Annotated in this window: 14 protein-coding genes and 1 riboswitch; of the genes, 10 read left to right on the plus strand and 4 right to left on the minus strand. The window is 62.6% G+C overall.

What is annotated here, in order from left to right; translation table 11 throughout:
- Window positions 1–196: 196 nt before the first annotated feature.
- Window positions 197–1,243 carry a DMT family transporter gene (locus IF10I1_RS07020; RefSeq protein WP_186415041.1) on the plus strand — a complete coding sequence of 349 codons (1,047 nt, stop codon included), beginning with the start codon at window positions 197–199 and terminating at the stop codon, window positions 1,241–1,243.
- 51 nt (window positions 1,244–1,294) lie between these two features.
- On the opposite strand, the gene IF10I1_RS07025 is transcribed toward IF10I1_RS07020, so the two are convergent.
- The gene (locus tag IF10I1_RS07025) at window positions 1,295–1,531 is read right to left on the minus strand and encodes an Lrp/AsnC ligand binding domain-containing protein (protein WP_019964510.1); all 237 of its coding nucleotides are present in this window, start codon (window positions 1,529–1,531) and stop codon (window positions 1,295–1,297) included.
- A 124-nt stretch (window positions 1,532–1,655) separates the two neighbouring features.
- A riboswitch (TPP riboswitch) is annotated at window positions 1,656–1,765 on the plus strand.
- Here IF10I1_RS07025 and thiM point away from each other — a divergent pair.
- From thiM to IF10I1_RS07060, 7 genes are all read left to right on the plus strand, one after another.
- The gene (thiM, locus tag IF10I1_RS07030) at window positions 1,757–2,560 is read left to right on the plus strand and encodes a hydroxyethylthiazole kinase (protein ID WP_186392024.1); all 804 of its coding nucleotides are present in this window, start codon (window positions 1,757–1,759) and stop codon (window positions 2,558–2,560) included. It overlaps the preceding riboswitch by 9 nt.
- Before the next feature lie 30 nt (window positions 2,561–2,590).
- Entirely contained in the window at window positions 2,591–3,409 is an 819-nt protein-coding gene (gene thiD, locus IF10I1_RS07035; protein WP_186415040.1) for a bifunctional hydroxymethylpyrimidine kinase/phosphomethylpyrimidine kinase, read from the plus strand.
- Window positions 3,399–4,508 (plus strand): TRAP transporter substrate-binding protein, encoded by a 1,110-nt coding sequence (locus IF10I1_RS07040; RefSeq protein ID WP_186415039.1) that lies wholly within the window; start codon window positions 3,399–3,401, stop codon window positions 4,506–4,508. The genes thiD and IF10I1_RS07040 overlap by 11 nt, the downstream gene beginning before the upstream one ends.
- A gap of 500 nt (window positions 4,509–5,008) precedes the next feature.
- Window positions 5,009–6,262, plus strand: a complete 1,254-nt coding sequence (locus tag IF10I1_RS07045) for an OmpP1/FadL family transporter (RefSeq protein WP_058899403.1) — start codon at window positions 5,009–5,011, stop codon at window positions 6,260–6,262.
- A 237-nt stretch (window positions 6,263–6,499) separates the two neighbouring features.
- The gene (locus IF10I1_RS07050; RefSeq protein WP_058899404.1) at window positions 6,500–7,303 is read left to right on the plus strand and encodes a UDP-2,3-diacylglucosamine diphosphatase; all 804 of its coding nucleotides are present in this window, start codon (window positions 6,500–6,502) and stop codon (window positions 7,301–7,303) included.
- Window positions 7,300–8,349, plus strand: coding sequence for a glycosyltransferase family 1 protein (locus tag IF10I1_RS07055; RefSeq protein ID WP_050474166.1), 1,050 nt, complete (start codon window positions 7,300–7,302; stop codon window positions 8,347–8,349). Before IF10I1_RS07050 ends, IF10I1_RS07055 begins: the two co-directional genes overlap by 4 nt.
- A gap of 99 nt (window positions 8,350–8,448) precedes the next feature.
- Complete coding sequence (locus IF10I1_RS07060) at window positions 8,449–9,426, plus strand: threonine/serine dehydratase (protein ID WP_186415038.1); 978 nt, start codon at window positions 8,449–8,451, stop codon at window positions 9,424–9,426.
- 79 nt (window positions 9,427–9,505) lie between these two features.
- On the opposite strand, the gene IF10I1_RS07065 is transcribed toward IF10I1_RS07060, so the two are convergent.
- Entirely contained in the window at window positions 9,506–10,633 is a 1,128-nt protein-coding gene (locus IF10I1_RS07065) for a protein phosphatase CheZ (protein ID WP_186424412.1), read from the minus strand.
- Window positions 10,634–10,760: 127 nt separating this feature from the next.
- Here IF10I1_RS07065 and IF10I1_RS07070 point away from each other — a divergent pair, with 127 nt between their 5' ends.
- Window positions 10,761–11,942, plus strand: a complete 1,182-nt coding sequence (locus IF10I1_RS07070; protein ID WP_094463298.1) for an MFS transporter — start codon at window positions 10,761–10,763, stop codon at window positions 11,940–11,942.
- Between the two features lie 124 nt (window positions 11,943–12,066).
- Here IF10I1_RS07070 and dgcA read toward each other — a convergent pair whose 3' ends face one another.
- Together dgcA and dgcN are read right to left on the minus strand one after the other, a co-directional pair.
- Window positions 12,067–13,056 (minus strand): N-acetyl-D-Glu racemase DgcA, encoded by a 990-nt coding sequence (gene dgcA / locus IF10I1_RS07075; protein ID WP_186392017.1) that lies wholly within the window; start codon window positions 13,054–13,056, stop codon window positions 12,067–12,069.
- Between the two features lie 3 nt (window positions 13,057–13,059).
- Entirely contained in the window at window positions 13,060–14,073 is a 1,014-nt protein-coding gene (gene dgcN, locus IF10I1_RS07080; protein ID WP_050474161.1) for an N-acetyltransferase DgcN, read from the minus strand.
- Window positions 14,074–14,243: 170 nt separating this feature from the next.
- On the opposite strand from dgcN, the gene IF10I1_RS07085 reads away from it, so the two are divergent.
- Window positions 14,244–15,332, plus strand: coding sequence for an ABC transporter permease (locus IF10I1_RS07085; RefSeq protein ID WP_099052107.1), 1,089 nt, complete (start codon window positions 14,244–14,246; stop codon window positions 15,330–15,332).
- Window positions 15,333–15,338: the final 6 nt, after the last annotated feature.

Here is a 15,338-nt window from a genome sequence, read left to right on the forward strand (position 1 = left end):
CGCCCGGCAGCGTAAAATTCTGTAAGCTGCGGCAATATGGTCTGGAATTTCGAGACCGGTTTGCTACCCTTGTATACAGTAGCATGCATGGTGCGCACGGCGAAGTTGCCACGGCACCCGCAGATTTGAGATGAGGCTTGGGACCGGCGCCCCGTCTCTTCATGCCCGCCCCGGCGCCGGACCTTTGGACGATCACATGGCCATGAGGGATTCGAACGCTCCTGACGAGGGCGAGGCGGAAAGCCGCGTATTGGCTTCCGGTGAGGGTGCTTCCGTTCCGCCGCAAGCCGCAGTGCTGACGTCACAAAGGCCCGTCCTGGGCATTGCGCTGAAGCTGTGCTCCACCTTCACCTTCGCCAGCATGGCGGTGGCCCTGAAGATCACCACAGAAAGCGTGCCGATCGGCGAGATCGTCTTTGCCCGCAACTTCTTCGGTTTGTTTCCGGTGCTGCTGCTCGTGGCGCTGCGCGGTGAGCTGACCGGCTCTCTTCATACCCGCCAGCCGCTTGGCCATGTGGGGCGTGCCATGGCGGGCATTGCGGCCATGCTGTTTGCCTTCACCTCGCTGAAATATCTGCCCATCGCCGACTCGACCGCCATCGGCTTTGCCGCACCGCTGTTCACGGTGGTTCTGGCCTTCTTCTTCCTTGGCGAGACGGTGCGCATCTACCGCTGGACGGCGGTTATCATCGGGTTCCTCGGCATTGTCGTCATCCTGTCCCCGCATATGGGCGGCACGGAAATGAGCGGCGATGCCTGGTTCGGCGCGGCAGCTGCGGCCGCTGGCGCCTTCTGCACGGCCATGGCGATGATCTTCGTGCGCAAGCTCTGCGAGACCGAGCGCACCAGCACCATTGTCATCTGGTTTTCCGGCTGTGCCTCATTGCTTTCGCTTTCGACCATTCCGTTTGGCTGGATCTTTACCGATTATGCCTGGGTCATTCCGGATGGAAGAACGGCAGCCTTGCTCGTCTTCGTCGGGCTTGCGGGCGGTGTGGGCCAGATCGTCATGACCGAGAGCTACCGCTATGCCGATGCCTCAACCATCGCGCCCTTCGACTATGCCAACCTGCTGTGGGCGGTGCTGCTCAGCTGGGCGATCTTTGGCGACATTCCGGTTTGGCAGGTGGTGGCCGGTGCGCTGATCGTGGTGGCGGCGGGCCTCTTCGTCATCTACCGCGAACGGGCGCTGGGCAAGGACGACAGCCGGGCGCGCAAGGCCTCCTCGCCGCTGCGGCCCTGACCCTCAGCCTGCGCCCCGGCTTTCATCGCCCGGTGCAGGCTGAATGGTGTCTCAGAATGCCTTGAAGGTGATGATGGTGCGGGTGTCGCGGATGCCTTCGAGGCAATGCAGCTTCTCGTTGACGAAGTGGCCGATGTCCTCGCCATCCTCGATATAGACCTTCACCAGCAGGTCATAGTCGCCGCTCGTGGAGTAGATTTCCGAAGCGATCTCGGCATCCGCAATGGCATTGGCGACCTTGTAGGTCTCGCCGAGGTGGCATTTGATCATGATGAAGAAGGGCTTCATGGCGTGCTCCTGAGGGCTGTCCTGTCAAAGGACATGGCCGATCCGCCGCCGCCAGTCAATCGCTGCGCTCGCTTGCCGCCGGCAGAGCATGCTTGCCAAGCCGGACCGGGCTTGGTAGCTCTTTGCCGTCTCATGGGGGTGCCCGCCGGATGCGCCGGGCTGAGAGGCGATGGTGCCAACTCCTTGAACCTGATCCGGCTTGTACCGGCGGAGGGATTTGGGATGATGAGCGGTCAAACGGCACGCGGCGCAGCGGATGCTGCTGCCAGGTCTCACATCACTGCAGATCAGCTGGCTTTGCGCACGGCGGAGGTGCTGGAGAAGATCCGCGTATCTGCGCCCCGTGTGCATTGCCTCACCAATGCCGTGGCGCAGGCCTTCACCGCCAATGTGCTGCTGGCGCTGGGCGCCATTCCGTCCATGACGATTTCGCCGGAAGAAGTGCCCTTCTTCACGGCTTCTGCGCAGGCGCTGCTGGTCAACCTCGGCACGTTGGACGAAGCGCGCAAGGAAGCCGCAAACCGCGCTATCAGCATTGCAGCTGGCGAGGGCAAGCCCTGGGTGCTGGATCCCGTCTTTGCCGACCGTTCGCCGCCGCGCCTGAGTGAGGCCCGGCGCCTGCTGGCGCTGAAGCCGTCCTTGCTGAAGATCAACGCCGGGGAGCTTGCAGCTCTTGGCGGCGGGGCGTCAGTTCTGGAACTTTCCCGCCAGCTGGGGCTTCCCGTTGCAATGACGGGTGCTGTGGATGACATCAGCAGCGGCACGCAAGGCCTGCGCCTTGCCAATGGCCATCCGCTGATGGGCAAGGTGACGGCGACCGGATGTGCTGCCGGAGCGGTGGCTGCGGCTGCACTTGCCGTGGAGCCGGATCCGGTGGTGGCTGCGGCTGCGGCGCTGTCCATCATGGCGATTGCCGGAGAAAGGGCTGCCGTGACAGCCGCCGGGCCGGGCAGTTTCGTCCCGGCATTCCTTGATGCCCTTTACGGGCTTGATGCGCCGCAGATTGGCGCGCACCTGCGGCTCGCCTGAGCTGCTGCCAGCCTGATTTCAGGAGGAACCATGACTGCCATTGCCCTGACCATCGCAGGCTCGGATTCCGGCGGCGGAGCCGGTATCCAGGCTGATCTCAAGACCTTCTCGGCGCTCGGTGTCTATGGCGCCAGCGTGCTGAGCGCACTGACGGCGCAGAACACGCTCGGCGTCAGCGCCATTCATGACATTCCCCCTGCCTTCGTGCGGGGGCAGATGGATGCGGTGCTGTCCGATCTCAAGGTCAATGCCATCAAGATCGGCATGCTGTCGCGTCCGGACGTGATCCGTGCCGTGGCCGAAGGTCTGGATGCGCATGAAGCCTCCAATGTGGTGCTCGATCCGGTGATGGTCGCAGCCTCCGGCGACCCGCTGCTGGTGCCGGAAGCGGTCTCCGTGCTGATTGCGGAACTGCTGCCGCGCGCGCAGCTGATCACGCCGAACCTGCCGGAAGCTGCCCGCATGCTGAATACCGAGATCGCACAGGGCCGGGAGGGCATGCGCGCTCAGGCGCAGGCGCTGCTGGATCTGGGCGCCAGGGCCGTGCTGCTGAAGGGCGGCCACGGGGAGGGGCCGGAGAGCGAGGATCTGCTGTTGACCCGCGATGGACGCGAACAGTGGTTCACTGCCCCCCGCCATGCCACGCGCAACAGCCACGGAACCGGCTGCACCCTGTCGTCCGCCATTGCTGCGGGCCTTGCCAAAGGCTTTTCGCTGCCGGATGCGGTTGCCGGGGCGAAGCTCTATGTGACCCATGCCATCCGCGCGGCCGATGATCTCAAGATCGGTGAAGGCCATGGGCCCGTGCATCATTTCCACGCGCTCTGGGAGACAAGCCATGCCGACTGAGAACAAGCCGTTCGCCTCGCGCCGTCAGGCCCTCAAGCTGGGCGCGGTCAGCGCCGCTTCGCTGCTGGCCGCGCCTGCGCTTGCCAATACGGGCGCAGCGGTGATCGAGTGGAAGATGGTGACCTCCTGGCAGAAGAACCTGCCGGGACCGGGCACGACCGCCCAGACGATCTGCGACCGGATCGAGAAAATGTCGGGCGGGCGCATGCGGGTGCGGCTCTTTGCGGCCGGCGAACTGGTGCCGCCGCTCGGTGTGTTCGATGCCGTGTCAGCCGGTACGGCACAGGTGGCGCACACGGCCTCCTTCTTCTGGCAGGGCAAGATGCCGGCCGCCGTCTGGTTTACGGCGATTCCCTTCGGTCTTCTGCCGCTCGAGCACATCACCTGGATCGAGCAGGGTGGCGGGCAGGCGCTGTGGGACGAGCTTTACGCCCCCTTCGGCATCAAGCCGGTGATGGCGGGCAACACCGGCGTGCAGATGGGCGGCTGGTTCCGCAAGGAAATCAACACGCTTGATGATCTTGCCGGCCTGAAGATCCGCATGCCCGGATTGGGCGGCGAGGTCATGCGCCGCTTGGGGGCAACTCCAGTCGCCCTGCCGCCGGGTGAAATCTTTCCGGCGCTGCAATCCGGTCTCATCGACGCAACCGAGTTTCTGGGCCCGTGGAGCGATCAGGCCATGGGCTTCCAGAAGGTGGCCAAGTTCTACTATGCCCCCGGCTTCCACGAGCCGAACGGCACCGGCGAGGCGCTGTTCAACAGGAATGCGTTGGAAGGGCTGCCGGAAGATCTCAGAACCATCGTTCTGGAGGCCTGCAAGGCCGAGAACGGGCGCTCGCTGGCCGAAAGCGAATGGATGAATGCGGGCAGCCTTGCGAGCCTGCAGAAGGACGACGGGGTGCTGCTGCGCTTCTATCCCGAAGACGTGCTGGATGCGCTGCGCCGCGAAACAGAGCTGGTGCTGGGAGAGCTTGCGGCCAAGGACGAGCTTACAGCCCGCATCCACGCCAGCTACAGCAAGGCGCTGGCGCGGCTGGCGCCCTGGAGCCGGGTCTCCGTACAGCGGTTCCTTGCCGCGCGCGATGCCGACAAGGCCTGACAGACTCCAGGCAGGCCCCGACTCACTGGAAGTGACTCACTGGAAGTGACTCACCGGGAGTGACTACCGGTTTAGGCCCGGGTTTTGCGCGTCTTGAGCATTTTCAGGGAGTGCGCCAGCTTCTCTGGGATCTGGTGTGAGCCATGCGGCATCTGCAACCTGCCGTCTAGCAGCTCAAATTGTTGCTATCCTGCAACATGGCGTTGGAAAACGAAACGGCGTGAAATCATTGAAAATCTGACTAAAAAATGTGCAACTGAAATGCAGGCGGGGTTTGAAGCGCTCAATCCTGCTGAATATGACATATTTCCGTCATTCAGGGCTGAGCTTCCCAAAGGGAATGCAGGCTGGTTTTCCGGATTGATGCAATGCAGCATAAATCCTAAGTTCTCGGCCATGCGTTCTTTTGCAATTGATCTATCCTGAATTTTGCCTGACCGTTGATCCTGAGGAACAAAGCTTGGCAGGGCTTTGAGAATGCTTGGGAGGGTTTGAGCAACATGGTTCGTATCAGCAAGACGCTGGCTCTGTGCACCACCGCCATCGGGATGATCTCTGTTGCGGGGCAGGCTTATGCAGGCGGTTTTGCGCTGCGTGAGCAGAGCGCTTATTATCAAGGTATGTCCTTCGCCGGTAATGCAACGACCGGTCCGTCGATCTCGTCGATGTTCTGGAACCCGGCGGCGATCACAGGTGCAGGCTTGGGCATCACCACCGAGTCCCATCACGCGCTGATTGCGCCCAAGGCCAATATCAATCTTGATTCGACCTCCACGTTGCGCGCCTATGGCAACGGCGGCGACATTGCGTCCGATGCCTGGATCGGCTCCAGCTACACGGCATACAACGTCAACGATCAGGTATTCTTTGGTCTTGCCGTGAATGCGCCGTTCGGTCTTTCGACCAAACCGGATGGCGGCGTGCCTTGGGCAGGCCAGACCTACAATGCGGGCTCGAAGGCGTTCTCGATCAACGCCAACCCGATGGTCGGCTATAAGGTGAATGACCAGCTGGCTTTTGGCGCGGGTGTGCAGGTGCAGTATTTCAGCGTGCGGCTGAGAACAGGTACGAATGCTTCCACCACGCCGCCCGTCACGACGCTTGAAGGCGACAACATCGGCGTGGGTGTTACCGCAGGCGTGATCTACAAGCCCTTTGCCGGTACCGAGTTCGGTCTCGGCTACCGTTCGGGTGTGGCTCACGATCTTGACGGGACGATCACGTCGGCCGCTGCAGTTCCGATCTATGCCTCGCTGATCACGCCCGAAACCGTCACCTTGTCTGCCAAGCAGCGCATCACCGACAGCTTTCGCGTGCTTGGCACCGTGGAGTGGGCCAACTGGAGCCGGTTGAAGTCGCCCAAGGTCACGCTTCAGGCCAATGGCGCCACGCTGACCACGCTGAAGTTCAACTACAACGACGGCTGGTTTGCGGCTCTGGGTGCGGAATATGATGTCAACGAGCACCTGACTGTTCGGGCAGGTGCGGCCTATGAATGGTCGCCCATTGACGACAAGATCCGCTCCGCCCGCCTGCCGGACAGTGACCGGATCTGGTTGAGCGCGGGTGCCAGCTACAAGGTGCTGGACAATCTGGCCTTCGACCTGGGCTACACCCACATCATCGGCCGCGATGCGAATATTCGTATCGCGCCGGGGCACCAGGACTACAGCGCGGCTGCGCCCATCGTGTTCGCCGGCAAGGCGGATGCCTCGGTCAACATCGTCAGCGCTGCCATGCGCTACCGCTTCTGACCGCCTATCCAGCGGTATCAAAGACGGCCGGTACCCGCGGGTGCCGGCCGTTTGCATTTCCGGGACAAACGTCCGTTCCGGTCATTCATTGAACTGTCGCATTTTTCCGTAAATGTCTTTTGTTCAATAATAAATTTCGCCAGAAAACTGGGCGTCTGCTTGTGAAAAACTTTGCTGTCATAATCCTGATACCTGAATCGCGTCTAAGGGGGCAAAAGGTAATCGGGAGCGCCAGACATGACAGCTCTGCAGGAGGGCCAGCATTACCGGGCCCTGTTCATTTCGGATGTTCATCTTGGGACGCGCGGATGCCAGGCAGATCTTCTGCTCGACTTCCTGAAGTACAATGACGCCGAGACCGTGTATCTGGTCGGCGATATTGTCGACGGCTGGCGGCTGAAGCGCAGCTGGTACTGGCCGCAGGCGCATAATGACGTGATCCAGAAGATCCTGCGCAAGGCCCGCAAGGGTGCGCGCATCTTCTATATTCCCGGCAATCATGACGAATTCCTGCGGGACTTCCTCGGGACCCATTTCGGCGGCGTCGAGGTGGCGGACAGTGTCGTGCATACGGCCGCAGACGGGCGCGAGTATCTGGTCATCCACGGTGACCAGTTCGACGTGGTCATCCGTCATGCCAAGTGGCTCGCCTTCTTCGGCGACAAGGCCTATGTGACGGCGCTGGCGCTCAATACCGGCTTCAATCTTGTGCGCCGCCGTCTCGGCCTCACCTACTGGTCACTCTCGGCCTGGGCAAAGCTGAAGGTGAAAAACGCCGTGAACTTCATCGGCCGCTTCGAGGACGCCCTGTCCGATGAAGCCCGCCGCAAGGGCGTTCACGGGGTCATCTGCGGCCACATTCACCATGCCGCCAGTCATGATATCGACGGCATCCACTACATCAACACCGGTGACTGGGTCGAAAGCTGCACGGCGGTTGCCGAGCATCACGACGGAACGTTCGAGGTTATCAGATGGGTGCAGCGTCCGGCCGAACAGCAGGCGGAACAGGGGATGGGGGAGCGCTCCGTCGCGGCATGACATCTATTCTCATCGTCACAGACGCCTGGCATCCGCAGATCAATGGTGTGGTCCGTTCTCTGGAATTGACCGCGAACCAGTTGCTGCGCATGGGTCTGCGCGTTGAGTTTCTGACGCCGCAGCTCTTCCGCACCCTGCCGTGCCCCACCTATCCGGAAATCCGTCTGTCGCTGACCACCCGCGCACGCGTGGCAGCGATCATGGACCGGTTCGCCTGTGACCATCTGCACATTGCCACCGAAGGCCCGCTGGGTCTGATGGCCCGCTCTGTCGCGCTGAAGCAGGGCAAGGTCTTCACGACGAGCTATCACACGCGCTTTCCGGAATATCTGGCGGCGCGCCTGCCGGTGCCGGTGTCTGTCACCTACAGGTGGCTGCGGCGCTTCCACAATGCCGGGCAGGGCTGCATGGTGGCGACCGGCAGCCTGGAGAAGGATCTGGCCGAGCGTGGTTTCACCCATCTGATGCGCTGGTCGCGCGGGGTGGATGCGGAGCTGTTCCGCCCCTATGAGGGCTCTGTCCTGCCGCCGGATCTGCCGCGCCCCATCTTCATGAATGTGGGCCGGGTGGCGGTGGAAAAGAACATCGAGGCTTTCCTCAATCTGGATCTGCCCGGCAGCAAGGTGGTCGTCGGCAGTGGCCCGCAGCTGGAGACATTGCGCAAGGCCTATCCGGACGTGCTTTTCACAGGTCCCAAGACGGGCGAAGATCTGGCCCGTGCCTATGCTTCGGCCGATGTCTTCGTCTTCCCCTCGCTGACGGATACGTTCGGCAATGTGCTGCTGGAGGCGCTGGCCTGCGGCGTGCCGGTTGCGGCCTATCCTGTGATGGGGCCGCTGGATGTCATCGGCGACAGCGGCGCAGGGGTTCTCGATACGGACCTGCAGGCGGCAGCCCTTGCCGCTCTTGATATTCCCCGCAGCTATTGCCGCCAGGTGGCGCTTGGCTTCAGCTGGGAGGCAAGCTCCCGCCAGTTCCTCGACAATGCCATTGACGCCTATAGTTCGCGCCACGATGGCAAGCTGCCAGAGCCTGTCCCCGCTTGAGCCTGTCCCGGCCTGAATTGCCACGGTGACAAGCCTTTCGTTGCCGCATGGCCAAGCTGTTGCTAGGTCTCGGAAATCGCATATTTCCGGAGACCGGCCATGACAGGTACCCTCTCGCTTGATGATGTGAAGGCCGCGGCCGCACGGCTGCAAGGCCATGCTTTTGAAACGCCGCTCCTGTCCTTCAAGGTGCTGGATGAAGCGGCGGGGCGGAAGGTCTGGCTGAAGCCTGAAAATCTCCAGCGGACGGGCTCCTTCAAGTTCCGCGGTGCCTTCAACCGTCTGTCGCAGATCCCGGAGGGGGAGCGTGCGGCCGGCGTTGTGGCCTGCTCTTCGGGCAATCATGCGCAAGGCGTGGCGGAGGCGGCGCGCATCCTCGGCATGCCTGCCGTCATCGTGATGCCGGAGGATGCGCCTGCCATCAAACTGAAGCGCACGGCGGAGATGGGGGCCCGGGTCGTCACCTACAAGCGCGGCGTCGAAGACCGGATCGCCATCGCCAAGGCCATCTGTGAGGAAAACGGCGCCACTTTCGTGCATCCCTATGATGACCGGGGCGTCATTGCCGGGCAGGGCACGATTGGTCTTGAAATCGTCCGCCAGTCCGCAGCGCTCGGTCTTGATATCGAAGCCGTCGCAGCCTGCACGGGCGGCGGCGGGCTCACCAGCGGTGTGGCGCTGGGGCTGGAAGAGGGGCTGCCCGGTGCCGTGGTCTATACCTGCGAACCGGCAGGCTTTGACGACTATGCCCGCTCGCTCGCCAGCGGGCGGCGCGAGGTGAATGCCAGTGGCTCCGGCTCGGTCTGCGATGCGATCCTCACCGAAAGCCCGGGCGAACTCTCTTTCGAGGTCCTGACCCGCCGCAAGGCGCGCGGACTGGTGGTGAGCGATGACGAAGCCCTGGCCGCTGTTGCCTTTGCCTTCCGCGAACTGAAGCTGGTGGTGGAGCCGGGCGGAGCGGTGGCGCTTGCCTCGGTGCTCTTCGGCAAGATGCCCGCCGGGAACGGCCCTGTCGTGGCGATCCTGTCCGGCGGCAACATCGATCCGGAAACGCTTGCAAGGGCGCTGGCTGTCTGAGCAGGTTCATCAGGTCTCAAACATGCGAAAACCCCGGTGTGGCCGGGGTTTTCCTTGGATTGTGCTGTTTCTGGAACGGTCAGCTGAACAGGGCCTGACGCTCGCTCTCGGTCAGCATGGCCAGCGGGTCTTCGTCCTCGGAAAATTCCTCGGCAGCTTCCCATTCGGCATCTGCCTGGGTTTCTTCCGCCGGGGTCTCATCACCGCCGCCCATGTCGAACAGCTTGGCGATGTCGTCCTCGCCCATTTCCTGTTCCGGGTCATCGAAACCGGCTTCGCCAGCAAAGGCTTCGTCTGTCTGCTCGAAAATGGCGTCGATCGTGGCTGCATCCAGCTGATCGACATGCTGGTCTTCTTCGATCTTCGCGGGGGCAGGAGCTGCCTTGGCGGCGGGCTTTGCAGCCTGGGCCGCTGCAGCCTTGGCCGCCGGGGAAGGAGCCGGAGCGGCTGGCTCATTGCCGAATTCGACGCTGAAGAAACCGCTGCTCTGGTCTTCTGCTTCTCCGCCCATCACGTCATCGACGAAAGACTGGCTGACGCCCTTGCCGGCAAGCTGCGGGCCGTTGAGGAGATGCGCATCCGGGCGGGAATCGACCGGGCCGGCGGTATCGTCGGCATTCACGTCCTCGATGCCCCAGATGCCGATCATCAGGTTGATGCGGCTTTCGAGGTAGCGCAGAACATGCACCACCTTCTGGGTGCGCTGGCCGGTGAGATCCTGGAAGGAGCAGGCCATGAAGATTTCGGTGGCCTTGGCATCGATATCGTCGCACACCGCTTCGTCCGCGCCGTTTTCGCGCAGGGTCCAGGCATATTCCTGGATTTTTTCTGCAGCGTTCAGGATGTCCTGCGTCGCGCCTTCCGTCTGCGTGATGATCGCATCCAGCTCGTGCGAGGCATCCGTGAAACGGTTGCTCTCCTCGTCTTCCTTCTTGATGTTGGAAATCTCACGCTTGGTGCGTTCGATCGCCTCATGCATGTCGGCAATGTCGAGGCGGATGCGGTTGAGATCGGGAACGCTGCGTTCCCGGCGCATCATCTTCTCAAGCCGGGCGATGGCATCAAGAATGGAATTTGTTTCGGAGCTGCGGTGGCGGCGCAGATATTCGGTCAGAAAGCGGCGGCCGCGATCCGATTCCGAAAGGGTCTGCTCCAGTGTGAGATACTCGTGCTCCGGTATCAGGACTGGCGGTTCGGTTTCTGCCATCGTATCGTCTCGGCGTCCTATTCGCTGCAGCGGACATTCGATTCGAATGTTCCTCCAACTCATGCGGTATAGTAGGCCCAAGAAGTTAACATCCCTTTAGGCCGTCAAGGTTCGATCCTTCATGAAGATGTTCCAAGTTGGGCTCGCCCCCCGGGTGAGTGCTCTCTATGGTGTCAATTTTGTCGGTACGGGACTATTCCTCCCATTTTTTCCGATCATTCTTGCAAATAGATCATACTCAGTTACGGAAGTCTCATTTGCTCTCGCAATTGGTACATATGCAAAGATTGCAGCCTCTCCATTTCTGACGGGACTCTCCGACAAGACTGGCCTGCGCCGTCTTTCGATCTGCTTTTACTCTTTGATGGGTATGGCTTTTCTTGCGCTATTTGCCTTTACGTCAAGTTATGTTCTGGCGGTGGTTGCGGTGATGGGGCTGATGGTCTGCTGGGCGCCGATTGTGCCGCTGGCCGATGGATACGCGCTGGATGTCGTGCGCCAGACCGGCGCCCCCTATGGGCGCATGCGTCTCTGGGGTTCTGCGGCTTTCGTGGCAGGCACTGTTCTTGCCGGATGGCTGATGATGCCGCACACGGAAATGCCCTATCTTGCCGGTATCCTTGGCTCGATGGCGGCGACCGTGCTCGTGGCCGGGACGCTGCCCCCGATGCGCAATCCTGAACGTGAAGCCCGGGAGGCCTCCGCAGCGGCGCAGGCGGCAGACAAGAAGCCTGCTGTTTTCCGTGAGCCCTGGTTTCTGGCGCTGGTCACGCTCATCGGCCTCTCGCAGGCGGCGCATTCGGCTTATTATGCGTTTTCAACGATTTACTGGACCAAGACGGGCGTACCAGAGCATCTGATGGGGCCGCTCTGGTCCGTCGGCGTGACGGCGGAGATCCTGCTCTTCCTGTTTGCGGCAAGGCTGCCGGCCTGGCTGACGCCCATGCGTCTGATCATCATCGGGACCGCAGGCTCGGTGCTTCGCTGGGCGCTGTTTACCCATGTGCAGGATCCGGCCTTCATCGTGCCGATGCAGACCCTGCACGGGCTGTCCTTTGGGGCCGTGCATCTGGGAGGCGTTGCGCTGATTGCGCAGGCCGTGCCCATGCGCTGGTCTGCGACAGGGCAGAGCCTGATGGCAACGTCCACCGGGTTTCTGACGGCGACGGCCACATGGTTCAGCGGGCCGCTTTATGCGGCAGCGCCTGCTTTTGCCTTTTACGCCATGTCGGTGATGGCGGCGGCGGCCCTGATCGGGCTTCTCTTCCTTGCCCGACACCCCGGCTGTCAGACACGGGCGGCGGACTGATATCAATGCTCGATGAGCTTTTCTCATCGAGCATTGGTTAAACCCTTGCGGCGCTTGAGCATTTTCAAGGCGTGATGCGTCGGCATCGAATGCCTTGGTATGAGACGCTTCGGTTCCCGGGGGCTCAGCCCCAGAGGCTGGCCTGTGGCGGATAGACGAGGCTGCCTTCATAGGTGAGGCCGCCGTCCCGGTCCGCGGTCAGCAGCAGCGGGCCGTCCAGATCGACAAAATCGGCCGTCTGGGCCACGAGCAGGGCAGGGGCCATGCCGAGGGACGTGCCCAGCATGCAGCCGGTCATGATCTTGTAGCCCAGGGCTCTGGCATCTGCAGCCAGCGCCAGGGCTTCGGTCAGGCCACCGGCCTTGTCGAGCTTGATGTTGACCGCATCGTAGAGTTGGCGCTGGCTCGCCAGCTCATGCCGGGTGTGCAGGCTTTCATCGGCACAGACCGCAATCGGCCGCTCTGCGCTGGCCAGAAGCCCGTCATCGCCGGCCGGCAGGGGCTGTTCGATCAGTTCAACGCCTGCGGCCACACAGGCCGCCATATTGACCGCGAAGCAGCTTTCGTCCCAGGCCTCGTTGGCATCGACGATCAGCCTTGCCTCCGGTGCTGCGGCGCGGACGGCGGCGATGCGCTCATCGTCTCCCGGTCCGGCCAGCTTCACCTTCAGCAGCGGGCGGGAAGCCGCTTTGGCTGCGGCAGCCCCCATACTCTCCGGCGTGCCGACGCTGAGCGTATAGGCGGTCAACAGCGGCTTCATGCCGGCAAGGCCGGCGAGCGCCGCGGCACTGGTGCCGGCCGTCTTGGCCTCAAGGTCCCACAGGGCGCAGTCGAGTGCGTTGCGCGCCGCGCCTGCCTCCATTTCCGCCTGAAGCAGCGTTCGGCTGATGTCCTGACCGAAGCGCGCTGCCGCCTCCTCGATCTGCTGCATCACGCTGGCGATGCTCTCGCCATAGCGGGCGTAGGGCACGCATTCGCCGCGGCCGGTGAGGCCGCCGCGGCTGATGCTGACGGTGACCACATCCGCATGGGTGCGGCTGCCCCGCGAGATCGCGAAGCCGCCTTCGATGGCAAAGCGCTCATGCGCAGCCGTGATGGTGAGGGGCGATGTCATGGCTCAGGCTTCGCCGTAGATTTCAACCACCTTGTCCACCACCTTGGCCATGCCGTAGCGCACGGGGTCGGTCGCGGGCAGGCTGTACTTTGCGGAAAGCTCCGCCAGATAGGCCTGTGCTTCCGCATCGCCAAGGGCAGCCGTATTCACCGCAATGCCGATGCAACGGATGTCCGGATTTGTCAGCTTGCCGCACTGGATCGTCAGGTCGATGACCTCCTGAATGGAGGGCAGGGGCGTCTGCACACCGCGCATGGTGCGGCGGGTTGGCTCGTGGCAGACGATGAAGGCATCGGGCTGCGCGCCATGCAGCAGGCCAAGCGTCACGCCCGAGAAGGACGGATGGAACAGGGAGCCCTGACCCTCGATCACATCCCAGTGGCTTTCGTCCGCTGCCGGGGAAATCCATTCCACGGCGCCGGAGATGAAATCGGCCACCACGGCGTCGATGGCAACGCCGCGGCCCGAAATGAACACGCCGGTCTGGCCGGTGGCGCGGAAGTCGCAGTCATAGCCGCGGGCGCGCATGTCGCGCTCCATGGCGAGGGCGGTGTACTTCTTGCCGACCGAGCAATCGGTGCCGACGGTGAGGATGCGCTTGCCGCTGCGCTTGGAGCCCTTGCCGGTGGCGAAGGTCATGTCGGAGTGGCGCACGTCGAACAGCTGGCGGCCATTGCGCTCTGCTGCTTCCTTGATCGCGGGAATGGAGCCGAGGCGCACATGCAGCCCGCTGGCCACATCCAGCCCCGCGTCAAGCGCTTCCACGATGGAGGCAACCCAGTGATCCGGCAGGCGCCCTCCTGCATTCACGGCGCCGACGATCATGGTCCTGGCGCCGGCCTTCGCCGCGGCCGGGATCGTCATATCGGGCAGGCCGGCATCCGCCTGGCAGCCCGGCAGGCGATTCTGCCCGATGCACCAGTCCCGGCGCCAGTCGACCACGCCGAGCGCTGTCTTTGCCGCCAGCGCATCCGGCACGTCGCCAAGGAACATCAGGTAAGGGTTCGCAATATCCATTATGTGATCCGCCTCTATTGATTGTCACCGGCCGCGCGTCTGGACGGCCTGCCTTTCTCTCAGGTATAGGGGGTAGTCCTTCGAAGCGGCAAGGGGTTGCGTCAGCACGCATGACATTACAGGTTCAACTGCTCGCTCCCAGATGCACGGCCACCCATGACGGACAGGCCGTGACCGTTGCCCTGTCCGGTGACTGGGTGATCCGCACGGCCATGGAAGCCGAGGCGATCGTGGAAGGTCTTGTCAGCGAGCAGGGGCAGCTTGAGCTTGTGCTGGATCTTACGGATCTGCGCGCGCTGGATACGGCGGGCGCCTGGCTGATTCACAGGCTGCGCGGGCGTATCGAGTTTTCAGGCACGCGTGTGCGCGTCGAAGGGCTGCGGCCGGAGCAGCAGATCCTCTTGAACGAGGTGGATGCCCACCATCCGCCACCGCCCAGCCATGAGCCGCGGCAGGGCATGCTGATCAATCTGATGGAAGCGACCGGCAAGTCGGTGGTTGAGGCATGGCAGGATTTCATCGCCATGCTGCACATCCTGGGCTCGCTCAGCACGGTTGTCGCCACGGTTCTGTTTCAGCCCAAGCGCCTGCGCGGCATTGCCATTGCGGTGCAATTCGACAAGTCCTGCATCGGGGCCGTGCCGATTGTTGCGCTGATGAGCTTCCTGATCGGTGCCATCATCGCCCAGCAGGGCGGGTTCTATTTGCGGCAATTTGGCGCAGACCTCTTTGTTGTCGATCTGGCGGGCGTGCTGGTCCTGCGCGAGATCGGCGTGCTGCTGACCGCCATCATGGTGGCCGGCCGGTCCGGCTCCGCCTTTACGGCAGAGCTTGGCTCCATGAAGATGCAGGAGGAAATCGACGCCCTGCAGGTCATTGGCCTCAATGTGACGGAGGTGCTGATTCTGCCGCGCCTTCTGGCGCTGATGGCGGCCATGCCCGTGCTGACCTTCGTATCTGATCTTGCGGCGCTGACTGGCTCCGGACTCGTAACCTGGTGGTATCTGGAGATCCCGCCAGCGGCCTATCTGAACCGTCTGGAAGAAGCCATCACCGTCCAGACCTTCATCGTTGGCATGGTCAAGGCACCGTTCATGGCGCTGATCATCGGCCTCATTGCCTGTGTGGAAGGCCTGAAGGTCGGCGGTTCGGCTGACTCCCTTGGCCGTCACACCACCATGTCTGTTGTGAAGGCGATCTTCCTTGTCATCGTCGTTGATGGTCTTTTTGCCATCTTCTTTGCAGCCATCAACGTATAAGGGCCA

It is taken from the genome of Pannonibacter sp. I15F10I1 (genome assembly GCF_900185665.1).
Lineage (GTDB): Bacteria > Pseudomonadota > Alphaproteobacteria > Rhizobiales > Stappiaceae > Pannonibacter > Pannonibacter indicus.

What these genes read in the sequence shown, in the direction of transcription:
- IF10I1_RS07020 (WP_186415041.1), top strand. Translation starts at nt 197, where the DNA reads ATGGCCATGAGGGATTCGAACGCTCCTGACGAGGGCGAGGCGGAAAGC.
- IF10I1_RS07025 (WP_019964510.1), bottom strand. Translation starts at nt 1,531, where the DNA reads ATGAAGCCCTTCTTCATCATGATCAAATGCCACCTCGGCGAGACCTAC.
- thiM (WP_186392024.1), top strand. Translation starts at nt 1,757, where the DNA reads ATGAGCGGTCAAACGGCACGCGGCGCAGCGGATGCTGCTGCCAGGTCT.
- thiD (WP_186415040.1), top strand. Translation starts at nt 2,591, where the DNA reads ATGACTGCCATTGCCCTGACCATCGCAGGCTCGGATTCCGGCGGCGGA.
- IF10I1_RS07040 (WP_186415039.1), top strand. Translation starts at nt 3,399, where the DNA reads ATGCCGACTGAGAACAAGCCGTTCGCCTCGCGCCGTCAGGCCCTCAAG.
- IF10I1_RS07045 (WP_058899403.1), top strand. Translation starts at nt 5,009, where the DNA reads ATGGTTCGTATCAGCAAGACGCTGGCTCTGTGCACCACCGCCATCGGG.
- IF10I1_RS07050 (WP_058899404.1), top strand. Translation starts at nt 6,500, where the DNA reads ATGACAGCTCTGCAGGAGGGCCAGCATTACCGGGCCCTGTTCATTTCG.
- IF10I1_RS07055 (WP_050474166.1), top strand. Translation starts at nt 7,300, where the DNA reads ATGACATCTATTCTCATCGTCACAGACGCCTGGCATCCGCAGATCAAT.
- IF10I1_RS07060 (WP_186415038.1), top strand. Translation starts at nt 8,449, where the DNA reads ATGACAGGTACCCTCTCGCTTGATGATGTGAAGGCCGCGGCCGCACGG.
- IF10I1_RS07065 (WP_186424412.1), bottom strand. Translation starts at nt 10,633, where the DNA reads ATGGCAGAAACCGAACCGCCAGTCCTGATACCGGAGCACGAGTATCTC.
- IF10I1_RS07070 (WP_094463298.1), top strand. Translation starts at nt 10,761, where the DNA reads ATGTTCCAAGTTGGGCTCGCCCCCCGGGTGAGTGCTCTCTATGGTGTC.
- dgcA (WP_186392017.1), bottom strand. Translation starts at nt 13,056, where the DNA reads ATGACATCGCCCCTCACCATCACGGCTGCGCATGAGCGCTTTGCCATC.
- dgcN (WP_050474161.1), bottom strand. Translation starts at nt 14,073, where the DNA reads ATGGATATTGCGAACCCTTACCTGATGTTCCTTGGCGACGTGCCGGAT.